Below are 19,327 nucleotides of genomic sequence, written 5' to 3' on the forward strand. Positions count from 1 at the left end.
AGACCGCTTTTCCGAAGCGGTCTTTTTTATGCCCCTTATTATTGACCTTAGATAGATTATGAATTATGGCTTCGAATTCCCTAAACCGAGGATTACATTCATAAACTGAGTGGTCAGGATAAGGTAAAATATCGATTAATAGGAAACATTAAGAAGAATGAAGGTAAGGGTTATTAAATTTTGGCTAAAGCCCACTTCTATGGATTGTTTTAAATCTTTTTTATTAATTTGTTGGAAATAACTTCTACCTACAATTTTTCCCTTCCATCTTTATCTATGGGGCCAATCGTGAAATCTTCCAGTCCAGATCTTCTAATGTATATACAATTCTATCGTGAAGACGGTTAGGTCTTCCCTGCCAGAATTCAATTTCATAAGGCTTTGCAAGGTACCCACCCCAATGATCCGGTCTTGGTACTTCTGTATTTTCGTATTCTTTTTCCAGGTCTTTTAATCTTTCTTCCAGAAACTCACGATCAGGAATTTCCTGACTTTGTGGAGAAACTACAGCGCCTAGCTGGCTTCCCTTGGGTCTTGAATGAAAATAACCATCACTCAAATTCTCCGCTACTTTTTCAAGATCAGCTTTAATAATAATTTGTCTCTCCAGGTTAGGCCAGAAAAAGTGCAGGCAAGCTTTATGATTGTTTTCTATTGCTTTTCCTTTTCTACTGTTGTAATTGGTATAAAAAATAAACCCTTCATGAGTGTACGCCTTCAATAATACCATTCTTGTTCTCGGACAACCGTCTTCTTCTACTGTAGATACTGCCATGGCATTAGCTTCTGACACCTCAGAGCTCTCATTCGCATCCAAAAACCAATCTCTAAACTGTTCAATTGGATTTTGTTTTATCTCACTTTCAATAAGTTGGGATTTATCATACACTTTTCTTTTGTCGTGCAGGTTTTCCATAAATATTTTTTATTAAATTTGAGTATGAATCACTCATACAAAGGTAAAATATTAATCTCGACACCTGACATTTCCGGCGATATTTTTTCCAGATCGGTAGTATTGGTTATTGAACATAATGAAAGTGGAGCTTTTGGTTTGATCCTGAATAAAAAAAACAGCCAGATGAGCAGTAAAATTAAAGAATTCTTTGATTTTAAGATCGAGGTATATGATGGTGGTCCTGTAGAAAATGATAAGGTATTTTTCATTGTAAAAGGAGATGAAAAAGTGACTGAGATCTATACTGATATCACTGATGAATTTTATCTTACTGAAGATATTGAGCGTATCATCAATGCTGTTTTGGCCAATGAACTGGATATTCACAATATCAAAATTTTTTCCGGATATTCAGGGTGGGGCCCTAATCAACTGGATAGTGAGGTTCAGAGAAAGATGTGGACAGTAGTTGATGTTTATAATCTGGATTACACTCTTCCGAATGATCAGACTCTATGGAAATCTATCATGCAGAATCTTGGCGGAGAATTCTTACTTTGGGCTAATTCCCCTGAGGATATTTCATTAAATTAGCAATATCTCTTTCAGATCAATAAAATAATTAACAAATTTTAATATTTCGTTAACCAATTTTAAAGAAACTTTTCCCGTTCTTTGGAAAACCAAAAATCACTGAAATGAAAGGTATTACATTACTTGCTTTATCAATCTTTTCGACTGCTTTTTTATCATTCACCCCTCTTAACAAGAAATACATTATCATTGATGCCGGCCATGGTGGAAATGATAATGGAGCCGTGTATGGCTGCTTTAGTGAAAAGGATATTACATTAAAAATCGCAAAAGAAATTCAAAAACTTAATGGAAAGCAGGATCAATATGAAATGATTTTAATAAGAAATGAAGACACTTATCCCACCCTTTCTGAAAGAACCAATCAAATCAATAAACTGAATCCTGAAATGGTCATTTCACTCCATGTTAATACCTCTTCTCAGGAGGAAACTTCTAAGCATGGAACTGAAATATATGTTCAAAATGCTGAAGACTCTAAGAAACTGGCAGGAAAAATCTACAAAAAATTTAATGTTCGTAAAATTGAAGAGCGTAATAACCTCCATATTTTAAGAGAAACCAAAGCACCTGCTGTACTGGTTGAACTGGGATTCATCAATAATTCTGCAGACAGAGCTTACATTACCAGTGAAAACGGACAAAAAGAAATCGCAAAAAAATTCGTTGACATCATCAACGAAAATTAAATATAGAAACAATTTCTGATATACTCAGAATAAAACCCGGTAAAGGACTTTGTAACTTTGTTGTTTACCGGGTTTGTCAATTTTATGAGTTAAAACTCTTTTTCCAACTCTCTACCAATTCTGTAAATCGGGAAGTTTCAAAGGTTTTATTTCTTATTTTACCTACAGAAAATATGCCTTTCTCATCAGAAATCATTAAAATCTCTTCTGCTTTCTGAGATTCAAATGCAATAATCTCGTGTTCCTGGATATCAGCCAGTTTACTTTTATGTAAGAAAGTGACAAAATTTTCCATTAAAGGAGAGATATAAGCTCCTTCTGTCTGTTTTGGAACTTTAATTACATCGCCTTCCATAAATAAAAGGTTACCGGAAGTAGTACGGGCAATTCTTTTATTAGGGTTTAAAAGAATAACATCATCAAGATCATTTTCCTGAGCATAAATTCCTCCGTAGATATTTTCCGGGCTGTGTACTCTGATATTGCTTAACAGATTATTGTTTACATTAATTTCCTTAATCATATCCAGCTCCAAAGGTCTTTGGTGAACCGCAAGGATATCATCCATCTCTTCAACTTCATAAAAATACGAAATTGAAGATTTTGCCAATGTCACAGCATCTTGATTTCTAAATACCTGGAAATTAATAATTCCATTTTTTATTCCTTTACCGTCTATAATATCCTTTTGGAATAAGGACTGAAAAAACTCCAGGGTATAGGTTAAAGGAATATTCATTCTCATCTTTCTCATGGAAGCCATCAGGAAGAAATAGCATTCTTCATCCATGATCAATTTACCGTCTCTTACAAAGAAAGAAACCTTCACTGCATCGCCCCAAATAAAGGCTCTGTTCCTTACATTCAATGCGTCTGATGTAAAATATTGATTTTCCAATTTTTGATGTGATTTATTTACAAAAAAATAATGAACGATAAATCGTTCATCAGTTTTATCATTTGATACAGCCCTGCATTATGCAGCGCCTAATTTTATTCTGAGATTCTCAATAAGATTTTCCCAATACATTGCGTTTTCTTCTTCGTCACCTTCTTCACAGAAATCTGTAATATTTAGTGCCAAATCTTCTGTAATATCATCTATTGTGATTGTCATTTCAAAGAAGTTTTTAGTTCCCTCATCTTCTTCCCATCTGAAACGCACGAAACCTTCAGGCTTATATCTGATCAAAGTGGCCTTTTCAGCAGGTCCTCCGCCCCAGCTAAAAAAGAAATCATCGCCTTTCTCTGTAACCTCATCCGCAAACCATTCAGACAACCCCTCTGCTGTAGCCAGATATTCGTATAAAATCTCTGATAAACAATGCATTGGGAATTCGTAATGGACTTTATGTTTCGCCATATAATCTTTGTTTTTATCGTCCCGCAATATATAAATTAATTTTTTTATTACACAAAATTGCAGTTACTTTTTTAAAGAATATGCATGATATTTATCAGAGATTATAAATATGTATTATGTTAAGTATTAGCCTTTAAAATTACCATGTAAAGCATAAAAAAAATCTCTCCGTTTGGAGAGACTTTATCTTTAATTTTCATTCAGAATATCAAGTATAATCTGACAACCTTGTCGAATTTCATCAAGAGATAATGTAAGAGGTGGAGAGATTCTCAAATATTCATTTCTGTACAACTGCCAGAATACAATAAGCCCATTTTCCATACATTTTTTAGCAACATGCAAGGTATATTCAGGCTCTCCAAGATTTACGGCAAGCATTAAACCTTTACCATTAATATTTTCAATCTTCGGATGAACCAAAAGTTCTCTGAACAGCTTTTCTTTCTCTTCTATCTCTTCCATTAGACCGCTTTCCAGCACTTCTTTCAAAGTAGCATAGCTGGCTGCAGCAATCAGTGGATTCCCTCCAAAAGTCGTAACGTGACCTAACTTCGGAGAATGGGATAACGTTTCCATAATTTTTCTGGAACTCATAAAGGCTCCTACTGGAACTCCACCTCCCATTCCTTTTCCCATTACAAGGATATCCGGAACCATTCCAAAATGTTCAAATGAGAATAGCTTCCCTGTTCTTCCAAATCCGGGTTGAATTTCATCCAGAATTAAAAGTGCACCAACTTCTTCACATCTTCTTTTCAGCTTAATCAAATAATCATCATTTGGAACCAGAAATCCTGCAGCACCTTGAATTGTTTCTAGAATAACACACGCTGTTTTCTCTGTAATTTTCTCAAATTCATTTTCATTATTGAATTCGATAAAAGTAATCATTGGCAATAATGGGCGGAATTCTCTTTTATGATTTTCATTTCCTGAAACACTTAGTGCTCCATGGGTGTTTCCATGATAGGAGTTTTTAAAGGAAATAATCTCCTCTCTTCCTGTATATCTTTTAGCCAGCTTCAAACTTCCATCAATAGCTTCTGCACCGCTATTCACCAGATACGTTACCTCCAGAGGTTCCGGAGTAGCTTCTGCAAGTAATTTACATAATGCAATGGGTTTCTCCTGAGCATATTCTCCGTACACCATTACGTGAAGATATTTATCTGCCTGTTCCTTGATCGCGTTGACTATTTTTGGATGTGAATGCCCTAATGTATTGGCAGAAACTCCTGCCACAAAATCAAGATATTTTCTCCCGTCCGTACCATAGATATAGTTTCCTTCTGCTTTTTCAACTTCAAAACCTGCAGCAAATTTTGTGGTTTGTGCCTGATATATAAAAAAATCTTTGTGCATTTCCATTGTCTCAAAAAATTTCAGCAAAGCTATAAAAGATTCGTCAAACACCGAAATTATTGATCAGGAATAAAAATCACTCTAATAACTTACAAATGGTTTTAAAAAGATTAGTATACATAATACGTTTTCTGAATTTTTATTTCCAAAAAGCATATCAATTTAGGCATAAAAAAACCGCTTTAAAATAAAGCGGTTCATATATAATATATGATTATTTTCTGACTCTTTTAGGCTTCTTAGCCTCTTCTTTGGCCCGTTCTTTTTCTATAGCTTCTTGAGCATGATCATACAGTTCATTATCTGAAGAATATTTGGTTTCTTCATAGTCCGGACTGTCTACCAATATATCCTGCCACTTCCTGATCCGATCTTTCGTATTCCAGTTGAAATCAGGAAACTTTCTTCTTGAAGGTTCTATTTTACTCATCGGATAGGTATCTGCAGTAGCTCCAATACTACAGGAAATAATCTGCAATGCTCTTTCCTCAAATAAAGCACCAATAATACCACAAGCCGAAAGCGTAATTCCAATTCTCTCTGGTTTTTGGGTTTCTTTATTTACATCATCTACGTAAGCAATAGACTGTGCATTTCCCACTACTCTAGCCTCTTTAATATCATTACCCTGATAATAAACGGTCATAAACTTACCTTTCACCTGATTGAATTCATCTTTCAGGGTTAAAGAGTCTACTTTACTAATGGCAAAGGCGTTTCCAATTACTTTTAAGGAATCTATATTTTCATTCTTGGTATTAAAATAGGCTTCAACTTTATCTCCTGTCACCTGTTTTTCACCACTCCACAAAATAGGTTTTGTATACATGTGCATAACACCATCCGTCTCATTAAAAGCAATAGAGTCTGCTCTTCCCTGCGCATTGGACTTGTACATTCTTGCCTTTTTATAAGCTCTTAAAAAGCTCTTCTTGATAGTGATATCTAAAGAATCCGGTTTTTGATAAGAGATAATCTTTTCTGCTGCAAAATATGCGGTATCTTTTTCCATAATTTTTACAGCATAAGGGTTCTTAGTCATCATTGAAGAATCTTTCTTCTCAAAGATTTCACCATACCCGCCTTTCATATATCTTCTTTCTTTCGGATCATCCAGCTTTACATTTCCCGTGGCTTTCCCAAAACCTGTGATCTGATTAAAATACATATCATCACCAGTAAGGATTTTATCATTATAAAAGATCTTGGAATTTTTGTTCAGGAAAGCTTCTTTGGTTTCCATCCTATAGGTTCCTCTTTCTGTATACACCCTGTTTTTTGGATTAGCTCTGTTGGTAATGGTAGTCGGTCCAAAAAATTCGGCTACTTTGGTATTCTGATTCTGCTTGATATTAACTCCTTCAATAATGTATTGAGCATTATCTATTTTCACGTTTCCTACAAAATCAATCATTTTAGTATCGAGAAAATAGGTTGCAGACTTAGTATACATTACATTTCCCTGAGTGTCGGAAATAGTACCTCCTGTATTAAAATAAGCCTGACTTGAGAGCTTATCATAATACAAAACATCAGTTTTAATAGTTTGTTTAGGATCTGTCAGGACAACATTTTTCCGGGCAACACCTTTTTGGGTATTCCCATCATATTCCATTTCTCCTGCTGTAATCACAGAGCCATCAGCATTCTGAAGCTTTGCATTTCCAATTGCTTTTGCAAAGTTTTCTTCACTATACAAAACAACTTCATCTGCGGTAAGTATAGATCCCTTTTGTTCTATCTGAACATTTCCTACAAAATACTGATTACCATCATACTTTGTGGGATCTTTAATAATTTTATCTGCGTTGATAAGTTTTATTTTATCTTCAGGCTTCAACGGCTGAGGTTTTGCAGGCAAAGGAGTCTGTAAATAAGGATCTCTCTTCACAGGAGTTTTATCCTGCGCAAAACTAAGCGTAGAAATAAAGATAAACAGAAAAAGGATTATTCTCATTAATTAGTCATTCTTAGTGCCATAGAAATATAGCGAATGAGAATCAATTTTTACGCCAAATGCTTCTTCAATGGCTTCTTTGATTCCTTGGATTCTTGGGTCACAGAATTCAATAATTTCTTCAATTTCTTTATCCGAATCTTTTTTGTAGATCACCAGATGGTCATGTTGTTTATCAAAATAAGACTTCTCATAAGATGAAGAGGTAAGGGTCTTTTCTCCGAACTGATGTTTACGGATTAAACCAGCATCAAGAAAGATTTCAATAGTATTATAAATGGTTGCTTTAGAAACATGATATTTCTTCTGCATCATCAGAAGATACAGATCATCAACATTAAAGTGATGATCCATATTATAAATTTCTTCTAATATTGTATATCTTTCAGGAGTGTTTCTGAACCCTTTTTCTAATAAGTAGTTTCTTAAAACATCCTTGATCAATGCTATATTTTTTTCTTTTTGTATTGTATCCATTAAAAAAATTATCTACAAATTTATTGAATTTTATTTAAATAGATAGCATGGTTTAAATACTCCAAGTATTACGAGTTATGACGGAAGTACCCAGACTGTTCAATTTTATTGTCATAAACAGTAAGTTCCGTAATAGGGGCAGATTCTACTTCTACGTTGTGAGAAGACACTCCCCAAGCCTTAAAGTCATCACTTCCTATATACTTTACAAAGTTGTAAATATTAAGGGTAATCTTCTGTTTAACAGTTAAAAGTATATCGTTGATATAGGTGTTATCAATGATTACGTATTTCAGATCCGGCGGTATATTATGGGCTCTTAAAGACGGATGGCTGCTTCTTGAAGGAATGGTTCCATCTGCCATAAGGTCTCTTAATACCATGTTGAAATAATCATTAATTCTTCGGTCTACTTTGAATCCTAAAAGGAAATTGATCTTATAAACGGTTCCAGGAAGAATTTCATCTACCGTATATTTAAATGTATAGGGATCTTCCTGATTCACAATACTCAGGATAAAGTAATGATCTGCTCTTTTTGGCTGTTTTTTGATGATGGAATAAATAATTTTTGATTCAACTTCATCATTTCTTTTGGCTCTGCTCAAATAGGCAAGGTTTGTTGCATATTTTGGAATGGATTCATCCAGTTTCATGTCTTTAAGGATAGAAACGTATTTATCAATTTTTACATATTGGATGAAGTTGGCTTTAATTAATCTTCCATTATACCATGCATACATACATACGGCAATAAATCCACCTAATACCATGGTTAACCAACCGCCATCTACAAACTTAATTACGTTAGCATAGAAGAACCCTGATTCCAGGAACAGATATACAACAGCAAAACCAGCGATAAAAATCTTACTTACTCTTGTACGGCTCAGCCAGTATAAAAGAAGAATTGTAGTCATCAACATGGTAATGGTAATGGTAAGTCCATAGGCAGCTTCCATGCGTTCTGATTTCTGGAAGAATATTACCACTACAAAACAGAAAGCCATCAATCCCCAGTTAATTCTAGGAATATACATCTGTCCTTTAATCCCTGAAGGATATTCAATATGTTGATTCGGCCAGAAAGAAATAGACATAGCTTCTGAGAACATGGTAAATGATCCTGTAATAACCGCCTGACTGGCAATAATTGCTGCCGCAGTAGCCAGGATTACACTTGGTAGAACAGCCCATTCCGGCATAATTCCAAAGAATGGATTCACTCCATTATGTACCTGATGATAGTTATCCAACAACCAAGATCCTTGTCCTAAATAGTTCAGTATAAGCATAAGCTTAACAAAAATCCAGCTGATTCTGATATTCTTTGCACCACAGTGTCCTAAATCTGAGTATAAAGCTTCGGCTCCTGTTGTACATAGGAATACTGCTCCCATAATTACAATGGCACTTGAGGAATGCGTAATCAGATTATATGCATACATTGGATTGAAAGCTCTGATAATCTCAATATGGTCAAAAATATGCATGGATCCTGAAATTCCTAAAACAAGGAACCAGGTTACCATCACTGGACCAAAGAACTTACCAATGGAGGCTGTTCCGAACTGCTGTACGACAAAAATAATGAATAGAATGACTAAAGTAATGAGAACTACCGGAGTTTCAGGATTATAGATTTTCAACCCTTCAATTGCAGACATCACCGTTAAGGAAGGGGTAATTACACTATCTGCTACGAGTGTGGATGCTCCAATAATGGCGACTACATAGAGCCACTTTTTCTTGAGTTTTTTTACTAGTGAATACAACGCAAGAATTCCACCTTCCCCTTTGTTATCTGCTCTTAAAGCAATAATCACATATTTCAGGGTGGTCTGAAGCGTCAATGTCCAGATGATACAGGATAATGCTCCTTCAATGTATTCATCAAATGGCATCGTAGCGCCATCTTTTCTTGCATTCACAATCGCCTTCATTACATAGAGTGGTGAGGTCCCAATATCTCCGAAAACGATTCCAAGCGAAACTATAACGCCTACAAATGAAAGCTTCTTTAAGTCAAAGTGATGACCGCCTTCTGTAACTTCTGCCATATCAGCCAATTTATTTTTTTAAAAGCGCAAATTTATATCAATTTTATGACCCCAAGAATTTTTCTTCATGAATATAATAAATGAAAAAACTTCCTTTCGGAAGTTTTTCTCTATAATCTATCATTATTTAACGTACATCGCTTTTTTGATTTCCTCTTTTACTTTTTCAAGTTTAGGGAACCATTCTGCAAATAATGCAGCAGAGTAAGGTGCAGGTGCATCAGGAGTAGTAATTCTCTTGATTGGAGCATCTAAATAATCAAATGCTTTTTGCTGTACCATATAAGTAATTTCAGAAGATATTGATCCAAATGGCCAAGCTTCTTCTAAGATCACTAATCTATTTGTTTTCTTTACAGATTCTAAAATAGTATCAAAATCTAAAGGACGAACTGTTCTAAGGTCAATAACTTCCACAGAGATTCCTTCTTTCTCCATATCTTCAGCTGCCTGCATCGCCAACTTCATGATCTTACCAAAAGAAACTAAAGTAACATCTTTACCTTCTTTCTTGATATCTGCTTTTCCGATAGGTAAGTAGTACTCTTCTTCAGGAATTTCCATTTTATCACCATACATTTGCTCAGATTCCATGAAAATAACTGGATCATTATCTTGAATAGCTGTTTTCAACAATCCTTTTGCGTCATAAGGGTTTGATGGTACTACAACCTTAAGCCCCGGACAGTTGGCAAACCAACCTTCAAAAGCCTGAGAGTGAGTTGCACCTAGTTGTCCCGCAGAAGCAGTAGGTCCACGGAATACGATTGGGCAGTTCCACTGTCCACCACTCATCTGACGGATCTTCGCCGCATTATTGATAATCTGGTCAATTCCTACTAAAGAGAAATTGAATGTCATAAATTCTACGATAGGTCTGTTCCCATTCATTGCTGCTCCTACAGAGATCCCTGTAAATCCAAGTTCTGCAATCGGTGTATCGATTACTCTTTTTGGACCAAATTCATCCAGCATTCCTTTTGAAGCTTTATATGCACCATTATATTCTGCAACTTCCTCCCCCATCAGGTAAATGGATTCGTCTTTACGCATTTCCTCGCTCATTGCCTGTGCAATTACCTCACGAAAAGTATATTCTGCCATATTTTCTTGAAAAATTTAGACTACAAAAATAGTGTTTTTTTATTATACACATAACAAAAAGGCGTTTCATTTGAACAAGATGCTTCAATATTAATAATAATTCAAAAAAGGATGTTTTATGGAAAAGGGAAATAGAGGCTGCAAGAGGAAAGTTAATAGAGTCTGAAAGAATTATCGAAACACATTTATTTTGTGGATAAACTTTTAATACGTTTAAAAAATTGTATAAATATTTTCTCTTCTCGGTACTTATATTCTATAGGTGAAGAGATTTTATTTTCGTTACATATTTTTAGAAAAAATGACATTCCATTTCTGAAATGCCATTTTAAAATTCTATTTAAACTTATATTAATTAGCTTTCTCCCAAACCTGGGTTCTTCCTAATAATGATAATCCTAAATACCCTCTTACATTAAGCTTATCACCGCTTTTTGTAATGGTACATTTGTATGTTTTTCCTGTTTTAGGATCAGTAATACTCCCACCAGTAAATTCATCTCCTTCTTTTTTCAAACCTCTGATAATTTCCAATCCTAAAATTGGTTTACCTTTTCTATCATCTTTACAAGCTGTACAGTTAGGATCTGCCGGTTTAATCAATAACTGAGATACTTTCCCGTAATACTTCCCGTCTGACTTCTTAAAGATCTCTACAATAGATTTAGCTTGTTTGGTTTCATCATCTATTGTCTTCCACTTTCCTTCTATCTGTGCAAAGGTCATCACACCAAATAAAGAAAGCGCGAATGTTAACATTATTTTTTTCATATTTCTATAGTTTTAATTTTAATACAATATACTTTTCTATGTATTGATAAAAATATAAATTAATTCTTAACGAACAAAAACTTTTATTATACAAAGCATAAAAGAGCAAATAATTAGATTACCTAATTCAACTTTCTATTAATCACTCTATCCATATAATCCTGATACCATGCTTTTGCAGTCTGTTTTCCCTGTTCTACTTCAGGTGTTTTTAACTGGTCAATCAGGTTCTTCTCAAGAGCAAGATCAGATTTGTTATATACTCCGACAATTTCCTTGCCATCAAAACGATAAATATAATTTCCAATCATAAACTGTTCATTATTTCCATCCGAATTGATCATAATACTTGGATATTTCTTATCACTTACCAAACTTCTCCCCCAGCTTCTGATAGGTTTATTGTAACCAATCAAGTCTGCGAGTGTTGGATAAATATCTATTTGTTGAGCTATTTCAGGATTTTCTCCTTTAAGCTGATATACGGGATTTGGAGAATATAACACCAATGGAACAGCAAATCGGTTCATCGCTTTCTCATATTCCGGATAATAAATCTGATTGGTATGATCTCCTGTGAAAACAAAAATTGTATTGTGGAACCAAGGTTCCTTTTTAGCTGTTTCAAAATATTTTTTTATTGCATAATCCGTATACTGTATCGGCTCGTGCATTTCTATTTTTCCTTTTTTAAATTTTCCTTGATACTTCTCAGGAATTTTGAATGGATGGTGAGAAGACGCCGTAAAAACGGTAGTCATAAAAGGTTGTTTTTTTCCTACATTCTTAGCAAAATACTGAAGGAAGGGTTCATCCCAGATGGCCCACATTCCATCAAAATCCTCATCATGATTGTATTCTGTTTTCCCAAAATAATGTTTAAATCCTAAGATATTACCAAATCCAAGGAATCCCATAGAGCCATTTGGAGCTCCGTGGTAGAAAGAGGTATCATAGCCCAGATCATTACAGACAGAAACAATAGACTGAATTTTTTGATTGGAGTATGGAGAACCTGTAAAAGCATCCGTAAGACTCGGAATTCCTGCCAACACACTACTCATTCCGTGAATAGATTGTCTTCCGTTAGCAAACGTGTTTGGAAAAATAAGACTTTGCGTTGCCAAACTATCCATAAACGGAGTGTAAGAAACGTAATCTTTAATATTTTTATCTTTATTAAATGCTCCTGAATACTCTCTCCCAAAAGATTCTACTATGAAAATTACAATATTGGGTCGGTTTTCTACTTTTCTGTCGTATTGTTTATATGGTTGAACATATTCCTCAATATACTTCTGATCTACAAAATGAACTTCCTTAAAATTATTAGTATTGAGAGTTCTGAAGAATGAGAATGTACTGTTGAGAACCAAATTTCCCTGCAATGGATTGGCTACAAAACGCGTGGCATCCACCATATTGATTGGCCTTGTACTGTGTTTGAAATCTCCTCTGATTCCTCCTACTACCAAAACTGCTGTGATACACAAAGTAACGATGGAAGATAAAAAATAAGGAAGCAATTGAGTCGGTTTTGCTTCATCAACCTTTACTTTTTTATACAGGAAAACCCATAATCCCATTAAAACAATAAACCAAATCAGCACAAAAGGATGCTGACCAACAGAAATCATGAGCGTCTGGGAAACATTGGATTCATGCTCTGCTACCTGAAATACTGCTGAAGTAAGCCTTGATTGGGAGAACTTATAATAAATAAAATCTCCGAAATTCATACCATAAGCCAATCCATTCGTCAGAAAATAAATCCAGAAAAGGACTTTCTGAAATCCTTTCTTAGTATTAATAACCAATGGCAGAAGGCTTAATAATATAAATAATGCATTAACATACAATATAGCCGTGGTATCGAAAGCCGTACCATGGTAAGCCAGTTTAAGATACTCTGAAACAGAGTCTACTTTAATAAGATCTTTATTAAAATACCAGAATAAAAGTCTTGCGATCTGATAAAAAGCATAGGCTAAAAAAATCCTGTACAGCAATGCCAGAACTTCCTGTTTTCTAAATCCTTTTAAAAATTTCATGCGGCAAATTTACATCAAAATCACTTTATTGCGTTTTTTAGTGCATATTATTTTGAGTTAGAATTTTTAAAAACTGTAATTTTGTACTTATGGATTTTATAAAGAATAATCTGGCTAATGCCTTAACCCTGGCTAATCTATTTGCTGGCTGCGTGGGTGTAATACATCTTATTTTAGGAGACTATCAAACAACGGCACTATGCCTTGTACTCTCCTCAATTTTCGATTTTTTTGATGGTTTTGTAGCCAGAGCCTTAAAATCAAACTCTAATCTTGGACTTCAGCTTGATTCTCTTGCGGATATGGTGAGCTTCGGAGTTATCCCCGGGCTTACCATGTATAAAGCACTTGAGCCATTTGGAACTGAGCTTCTTGGACTTCATTTCCCTTTTGAAATTAAGTATATTGGTCTGGTAGTAACTGTTTTCTCTTGTTTAAGACTCGCAATCTTCAATCTTGATGAGGAACAGAGATATTATTTTAAAGGATTAAATACACCTACTAATACCGTCTTATTATTTGGATTGTATTATGCTTTTAAGGAAACCGGAACTTTTAGCTTCCTGTTTGAAAACGCAGTCATTCTTATCATTCTTACATTCCTTACGTCATGGCTTCTTATCAGCCCGATTAAAATGATGGCGATGAAGTTTAAATCTAAAACACTAAAAGATAACTATCCAAAAGTAGTATTATTGATTGGCGGGATTGCTATTCTTTCCATCTTCAAGATTGTGGGAATTCCGATGCTGGTCATCTATTATATATTGGTATCACTTATTTTTCAAAGACAATTAAAATAGAAATCAGAGAGAACTCTTATTTTTAACATTAACACATTTTCAAATTATTAATTATACACATGAACTTAAAACTCCATAAACCCCTTTGCATTTTTGATCTGGAAACGACTGGAACCAACATCGGAAAAGACAAAATTGTTGAAATTTGTATCTTAAAAGTAAATCCTGATACCTCCAGAGAAAGCAAAACATGGCGTGTGAACCCGGAAATGCCAATCCCAAAAGAAAGCAGTGAAATTCACGGGATTTATGATGAGGATGTAAAAGATGCACCTACCTTCAAGGAAATTGCTTCTAAAGTAATGGAAATGATTGCCGGCACTGATCTGGGAGGTTTTAATTCTAACAGATTTGACGTTCCTCTTCTAGCTGAAGAGCTGCTAAGAGTGGGAATGGATTTTGACCTTAGCAAATTCAGATTGGTAGATGCACAGACTATTTTCCATAAAAAAGAACCTAGAAATTTAGGTGCTGCGTATCAGTTTTACTGTGGAAAAACACTGGAAAATGCACACTCAGCAGAAGCGGATGTAATGGCTACTTTTGAAGTACTGGATGCTCAGGTAGGAAAATATGATGACATTCCGAATGAAATTGCTCCATTAAGCGAGTTCACTTTCCATAATAAAAATGCAGACCTTGCCGGATTTATCGGATATAATGATAAGCAGGAAGAGGTCTTCAACTTCGGAAAATATAAAGGACAGGGAGTAAAAGCTGTGTTCCAGAAGGATCTTGGATACTTTGCATGGCTTCAGAACGCAGATTTCCCGCTGTATACCAAAAAAGTATTCACCAAAATTCAACTATCAAGTAGATTTTAAATATGTCTGATCTGGTTTCTTTTAAATTTTATGAAACGGCCCTGGAAGCGAATAGGGATAAACAGATTCTGGCTGAAAACGGAATCAACAGTTTCATAGCCAATGAACAGCTTATTCAATCGGATTGGCTGCTCTCTCAGGCTGTAGGTGGTATTCAGCTTCAGGTTTTTGAAGAAGACCGGGAAAAAGCGGGCCAGGTTCTACAGGATTATAAAGACAATGAACAATACTCATTGGAAGTAGAACATACTATTGAAAATCCGGAATTTGATTTTGTATGTCCAGAGTGTGGTTCTAATCATATTTACAGAGATGACAGGGCTACCAGTTTCTTTGGAATCTCATTTCTGACAAGCCATAAATTTGTGTGTTACTATTGTGGGAATGAGTTTACTCATGAATAAGTACTCCAATAAAATTTTTACATTAATCATAGGATTGCCTCATTTCTCATAATGACGCAGTCCCAAAATAAATAAAGAATTATGAAGATCATTTGCATAGGAAGAAATTACAGCGAGCATGCTAAAGAATTAGGAAACGAAATTCCTGAGAATCCTGTTATTTTTATGAAGCCGGATACGGCAGTTTTAAAGGGAAATGATTTTTATATTCCAGAATTCTCTAATGATATCCACTATGAACTGGAAGTAGTGGTAAAGGTATCAAAAGGAGGAAAATATATCCAGAAAGAAGTAGCTCATAAACATTACGAAGAATTGACTTTAGGAATTGACTTTACTGCCCGCGATCTTCAGAGCGAATTAAAATCAAAAGGATTACCATGGGAGCTTTCAAAAGGATTTGATGGTTCTGCTGTTGTAGGAAACTTCTTCAAAAAAGAAAATTTTAAGCTTGACAACCTTTCTTTTTCATTATTAAAGAATAAAGATAAGGTTCAGGATGGTAATACCAAAGACATGCTATTCAGCATTGATGATATTATTGCTTTTGTTTCTCAATATTTCACTTTAAGAGTAGGGGACCTTATTTTTACCGGTACTCCAAAAGGTGTTGGAAAAGTAGATGAAAATGATATTCTGGAAGCTTATCTTGAAAGCGAAAAAATCCTTGATATCCGAATATTATAAGTATTTAACATAAAAGTCTGGTAAATTTTTCATATCTTTAGATAACAAAATGAAAGGTTATGATAAATATTGTATTACCCGTAGATTTTGGGGACAAGACAGACCAACTGGTGGAAGGTGCCATAAAATTTGCAAAACAACTTAATGGTAGAATTTACCTAATCCATGTTGCACCATCAGATATCGGCTTTGCCATTGGTGATATGGGATTTCAATATTTTCCGGAAGTGGAAGCGAATGAAATCAGGGAAGAATTGGTTCAGCTTAATAAAATTGAGCAAAGAATTATCGCCCATGATATCGATTGTGAACATCTTTTAAAACAAGGACTAGCAAAAGATATAATCCTTGAACATGCCAAAGCAAAAAATGCAGATTATATTGTGATGGGATCACATGGAAGAAGCGGAATTTACGATGTATTTGTAGGAAGCCTTACCAAAGGGCTAACGAAAAGTTCAAGTATTCCTGTTTTGGTTCTTCCTATCCACGAGACCAAGTAAAAGAAAATTTTAATCGTTAGTAATAAAAAAACCGATCAAATAAATTATTTGATCGGTTTTTTACTATATAACCAATTAATTAACCTTCTTTTTTGTAGATTTTCGGATCGTAGTAAGGATTCTTACCTTCCGTTGGGGAATAATAATCTTTATCTTTATCACCACCTAGGGTTACTACCAGTACGTAGCACCAGTAAGTAAATAATACACAGCAAACTATAAATAGAATCCAGTTTAAAACATTTCCAAAAGCATCAAAGAACCCGAAACTCGATTTGAAAACTTTGCTTAAGAATAGAAAGAAAGACGTCATTATTTTCCTTTTTTAAATTAACTTTGTACAAATTTATAAAAAATGTTTAAATTACTTTCAAAAGAAAGCAATATTTTTTCAATTCCTGTTTATATTGGTTGTCTTCTTTTAGTAGTCGTAATATTTAACATACTGAATTTCAATACTTATGAGGCAATTATTGCCGGAATTACTTTTCTGGGAATTGCCTTGGGATATTTTTGTTTTCATAGCATTGCCCTTAATTATCAGACTCATCTTCCCTTATTCTTATATACATTTTTTATTTTTGGACTGTATCCGGGAAATTTAGATATAGGAATTGCAGTTTCACTGTTAACCAACTCCTTCCTGATCTTACTTTTAACCAGTGCGGATGAAGATATAAGGAAGAAGTCTTATGTATTGGTGGGTGCCATCGTAGCATTAAACTTTATTTTCCTTCCAACCACATGGCCCATGGCTGTCTTTGTAATTATTCATGTGATTGCAACCTCTGCCAAAGTAGGTCTCAACTTGTTCAGATTCCTTTTAGGGGTTATTATGATTGCATTCAGCTATTTCTCTGTGATGTATTTCATTCAGTTCACTTCATGGAATATTGATTATTTTCCATTTGGAAAAATGAAACCAGTAACAGATTATACAGAATTATTCCCGTTAGTTCCCGTGGCATTGATGCTTATTTATGCGGTATATGACCATTTTCAAAATTATAATAAGAAAAGCCCGATAAGCAGATATAAATATACTTTTCTACTGGTCTTTTCTTTAGCTCAGCTTGTTAGCATCATTCTATACATGAATAAAAGCTACGAATACTTGCTGCTTCTGGCATTTCCGTCAAGTATTATTCTAAGCAGAATGATGAGATTCTTACCCAAATATTGGATGCAGGAGGCCGGCTTATGGCTTATTATTTTGAGTTTACTTACCTTTAAAGCAGGTACGTATTTTGATTTATTTTAAAAAATTATGATTCAGATAGACGATAAATTGATTTCTGAGGAAATCTTTTCCGAAGAATTTGTGTGCAACCTTACCAAATGTAAGGGGGCATGTTGTGTGGAAGGTGATGTTGGAGCTCCACTGGACAAAAATGAGCTTGAAATACTGGACGGTATTTTTGATAAAATCAAACCTTACCTTACTCAGGAGGGCATTAAAGCGCTTGAGGAACAAGGTACATGGACTACCGATCCACACGACGGAATGTATGTTACTCCCATGGTGGAAAACCGCGAATGTGCTTATGTAACTTTTGATGAGAAAGGAATTACAAAATGTGGTATTGAAAAAGCATATGAAGATGGAGCCGTAGACTGGCAAAAACCTATTTCATGTCACCTATACCCTATCCGTGTTACAGAGTATTCTGCATTTACGGCTTTAAATTATCATGAATGGAATGTTTGCAGCGATGCCTGTACGCTTGGAAAAGAGCTTCAGGTTCCTGTTTATAAATTCCTGAAAACTCCGTTGATCAGAAAGTACGGTGAAGAATTTTACACTGTTCTGAGCGGAGCTGCCGATGAATGGAAGAAAGAATATGGTTCATAAACAACCCTCTTCAAATAAAAAAGCCGGAATTATTTCCGGCTTTTTTATGTAAGTGATGGGTGATGGAGGTTAGTATTGAACTATTAATTACTTATAATCTTAACCAATAATCTTGGAAAAATTAAGTAAGGATTACAATTATTAATTACTCTCAATAACTTCCAGCTTCCAGTCTCTGGTTCATTACTTTTTTAACTATTTGAAATCAGCATCCGTTACTCCGGAATTAACTGTAATCTTAGTGGTTTTAATATTCACTTCCTGACCTGATCCTTCTGCATCTACATCAGCAGGGAATTGTAATCCGTCTACAGTCATATAACTCTTTATCGTTACATTTCCTTCTCCAGCAATTGTCTTATATAAAAGTCCTGTAGCAGCATCAAAATAAAACTGTCCTTTATCTGAAGACAAAACATTGTAATCTTTACCATCCAGTTTTTCTACAGTAACATTTTGAAAAGTAGCCCCATCAAAAGCCAATGCATCTACCGGTTTTGCCTTTTTCAGCTCAGCAACTTTATCCGCAGGAATTGCCGTTTTGTTTCCCATCTGATCAAAATATCCTTTTTCACCATCGAAAAACTGAACCATCTGCTTTCCCATCAGTGCCTGTACAGACTTGAATTTATTTCCCATTTTTTTGGTAGTCATGGTAATCTTCATTTCCTGAGCAGACATGATATTTTCCATATAAAGCGTTTTTACGGCTTCTAATTTTTCTTTTCCTCCCAATGCCTTAAAGTAATTATCTAATACTTCTTTAGCTGTTAAGGTTGATTTGGCAGCCTCCGTTTTTACAGAAGCGGCATCTTTCTTCTGAGCTGCTGCCGGAACAGAGAAAAGTACGGCACAGAAAAATGGAATGATGATCTTTTTCATATATATAATAAGTTTAAAGGGTAAATATAGGAATATTGGCGGA

The 19,327-nt window shown here is 34.8% G+C and carries 21 protein-coding genes; 9 read left to right on the forward strand and 12 right to left on the reverse strand.

Going from position 1 to position 19,327, the window contains the following annotated elements; all coding sequences use genetic code 11:
• Positions 1-274: 274 nt before the first annotated feature.
• Positions 275-916: a pyridoxamine 5'-phosphate oxidase gene (gene pdxH, locus EL260_RS20990; protein ID WP_123857457.1), complete on the reverse strand. Its 642-nt coding sequence runs from the start codon at positions 914-916 to the stop codon at positions 275-277.
• Positions 917-940: 24 nt separating this feature from the next.
• Here pdxH and EL260_RS20995 point away from each other — a divergent pair, with 24 nt between their 5' ends.
• Together EL260_RS20995 and EL260_RS21000 are read left to right on the forward strand one after the other, a co-directional pair.
• Positions 941-1,492, forward strand: coding sequence for a YqgE/AlgH family protein (locus EL260_RS20995; protein WP_123857458.1), 552 nt, complete (start codon positions 941-943; stop codon positions 1,490-1,492).
• Between the two features lie 104 nt (positions 1,493-1,596).
• The gene (locus EL260_RS21000) at positions 1,597-2,181 is read left to right on the forward strand and encodes an N-acetylmuramoyl-L-alanine amidase family protein (RefSeq protein WP_123857459.1); all 585 of its coding nucleotides are present in this window, start codon (positions 1,597-1,599) and stop codon (positions 2,179-2,181) included.
• 82 nt (positions 2,182-2,263) lie between these two features.
• Here the strand turns inward: EL260_RS21000 and EL260_RS21005 are convergent, their stop codons facing one another.
• From EL260_RS21005 to EL260_RS21045, 9 genes are all read right to left on the reverse strand, one after another.
• Entirely contained in the window at positions 2,264-3,079 is an 816-nt protein-coding gene (locus EL260_RS21005) for an aminotransferase class IV (protein ID WP_123857460.1), read from the reverse strand.
• Between the two features lie 78 nt (positions 3,080-3,157).
• A complete protein-coding gene (locus tag EL260_RS21010; RefSeq protein ID WP_034696870.1) occupies positions 3,158-3,544 on the reverse strand; it encodes an START-like domain-containing protein in 387 nt (128 codons plus the stop codon).
• Positions 3,545-3,733: 189 nt separating this feature from the next.
• Positions 3,734-4,909, reverse strand: a complete 1,176-nt coding sequence (locus tag EL260_RS21015; protein ID WP_123860592.1) for an aspartate aminotransferase family protein — start codon at positions 4,907-4,909, stop codon at positions 3,734-3,736.
• 214 nt (positions 4,910-5,123) lie between these two features.
• A complete protein-coding gene (locus EL260_RS21020; protein WP_123857461.1) occupies positions 5,124-6,866 on the reverse strand; it encodes an OstA-like protein in 1,743 nt (580 codons plus the stop codon).
• A 3-nt stretch (positions 6,867-6,869) separates the two neighbouring features.
• Entirely contained in the window at positions 6,870-7,343 is a 474-nt protein-coding gene (locus EL260_RS21025) for a Fur family transcriptional regulator (protein ID WP_002976876.1), read from the reverse strand.
• A 68-nt stretch (positions 7,344-7,411) separates the two neighbouring features.
• On the reverse strand, positions 7,412-9,403 hold the full coding sequence (locus EL260_RS21030; protein WP_123857462.1) for a KUP/HAK/KT family potassium transporter: 1,992 nt from the start codon (positions 9,401-9,403) through the stop codon (positions 7,412-7,414).
• 123 nt (positions 9,404-9,526) lie between these two features.
• Positions 9,527-10,507, reverse strand: a complete 981-nt coding sequence (locus EL260_RS21035; RefSeq protein WP_123857463.1) for a pyruvate dehydrogenase complex E1 component subunit beta — start codon at positions 10,505-10,507, stop codon at positions 9,527-9,529.
• Positions 10,508-10,858: 351 nt separating this feature from the next.
• On the reverse strand, positions 10,859-11,278 hold the full coding sequence (locus EL260_RS21040) for a DUF2147 domain-containing protein (protein WP_123857464.1): 420 nt from the start codon (positions 11,276-11,278) through the stop codon (positions 10,859-10,861).
• Positions 11,279-11,400: 122 nt separating this feature from the next.
• Positions 11,401-13,329, reverse strand: a complete 1,929-nt coding sequence (locus EL260_RS21045; protein WP_123857465.1) for an LTA synthase family protein — start codon at positions 13,327-13,329, stop codon at positions 11,401-11,403.
• Between the two features lie 89 nt (positions 13,330-13,418).
• Between EL260_RS21045 and EL260_RS21050 the strand changes: the two genes are divergently transcribed.
• The 5 genes from EL260_RS21050 (at position 13,419) to EL260_RS21070 (ending at position 16,550) form a co-directional block, all read left to right on the forward strand.
• Positions 13,419-14,132, forward strand: a complete 714-nt coding sequence (locus tag EL260_RS21050; RefSeq protein WP_123857466.1) for a CDP-alcohol phosphatidyltransferase family protein — start codon at positions 13,419-13,421, stop codon at positions 14,130-14,132.
• 59 nt (positions 14,133-14,191) lie between these two features.
• Entirely contained in the window at positions 14,192-14,956 is a 765-nt protein-coding gene (locus tag EL260_RS21055) for a 3'-5' exonuclease (RefSeq protein WP_123857467.1), read from the forward strand.
• A 2-nt stretch (positions 14,957-14,958) separates the two neighbouring features.
• The gene (locus EL260_RS21060) at positions 14,959-15,360 is read left to right on the forward strand and encodes a putative signal transducing protein (RefSeq protein ID WP_123857468.1); all 402 of its coding nucleotides are present in this window, start codon (positions 14,959-14,961) and stop codon (positions 15,358-15,360) included.
• Positions 15,361-15,441: 81 nt separating this feature from the next.
• Entirely contained in the window at positions 15,442-16,047 is a 606-nt protein-coding gene (locus EL260_RS21065; RefSeq protein ID WP_123857469.1) for a fumarylacetoacetate hydrolase family protein, read from the forward strand.
• A 59-nt stretch (positions 16,048-16,106) separates the two neighbouring features.
• Entirely contained in the window at positions 16,107-16,550 is a 444-nt protein-coding gene (locus EL260_RS21070) for a universal stress protein (RefSeq protein WP_123857470.1), read from the forward strand.
• A 79-nt stretch (positions 16,551-16,629) separates the two neighbouring features.
• Here EL260_RS21070 and EL260_RS21075 read toward each other — a convergent pair whose 3' ends face one another.
• The gene (locus EL260_RS21075) at positions 16,630-16,863 is read right to left on the reverse strand and encodes a DUF6341 family protein (RefSeq protein WP_123857471.1); all 234 of its coding nucleotides are present in this window, start codon (positions 16,861-16,863) and stop codon (positions 16,630-16,632) included.
• Positions 16,864-16,905: 42 nt separating this feature from the next.
• On the opposite strand from EL260_RS21075, the gene EL260_RS21080 reads away from it, so the two are divergent.
• Both EL260_RS21080 and EL260_RS21085 read left to right on the forward strand, forming a co-directional pair.
• Positions 16,906-17,811 carry a DUF6427 family protein gene (locus EL260_RS21080; protein WP_123857472.1) on the forward strand — a complete coding sequence of 302 codons (906 nt, stop codon included), beginning with the start codon at positions 16,906-16,908 and terminating at the stop codon, positions 17,809-17,811.
• Between the two features lie 6 nt (positions 17,812-17,817).
• Positions 17,818-18,402, forward strand: coding sequence for a DUF3109 family protein (locus tag EL260_RS21085; RefSeq protein ID WP_123857473.1), 585 nt, complete (start codon positions 17,818-17,820; stop codon positions 18,400-18,402).
• Positions 18,403-18,597: 195 nt separating this feature from the next.
• Here the strand turns inward: EL260_RS21085 and EL260_RS21090 are convergent, their stop codons facing one another.
• Positions 18,598-19,284, reverse strand: coding sequence for a hypothetical protein (locus EL260_RS21090; RefSeq protein WP_123857474.1), 687 nt, complete (start codon positions 19,282-19,284; stop codon positions 18,598-18,600).
• Between the last annotated feature and the right edge of the window lie 43 nt (positions 19,285-19,327).

Source organism: Chryseobacterium nakagawai, from assembly GCF_900637665.1.
GTDB classification, from domain to species: domain Bacteria; phylum Bacteroidota; class Bacteroidia; order Flavobacteriales; family Weeksellaceae; genus Chryseobacterium; species Chryseobacterium nakagawai.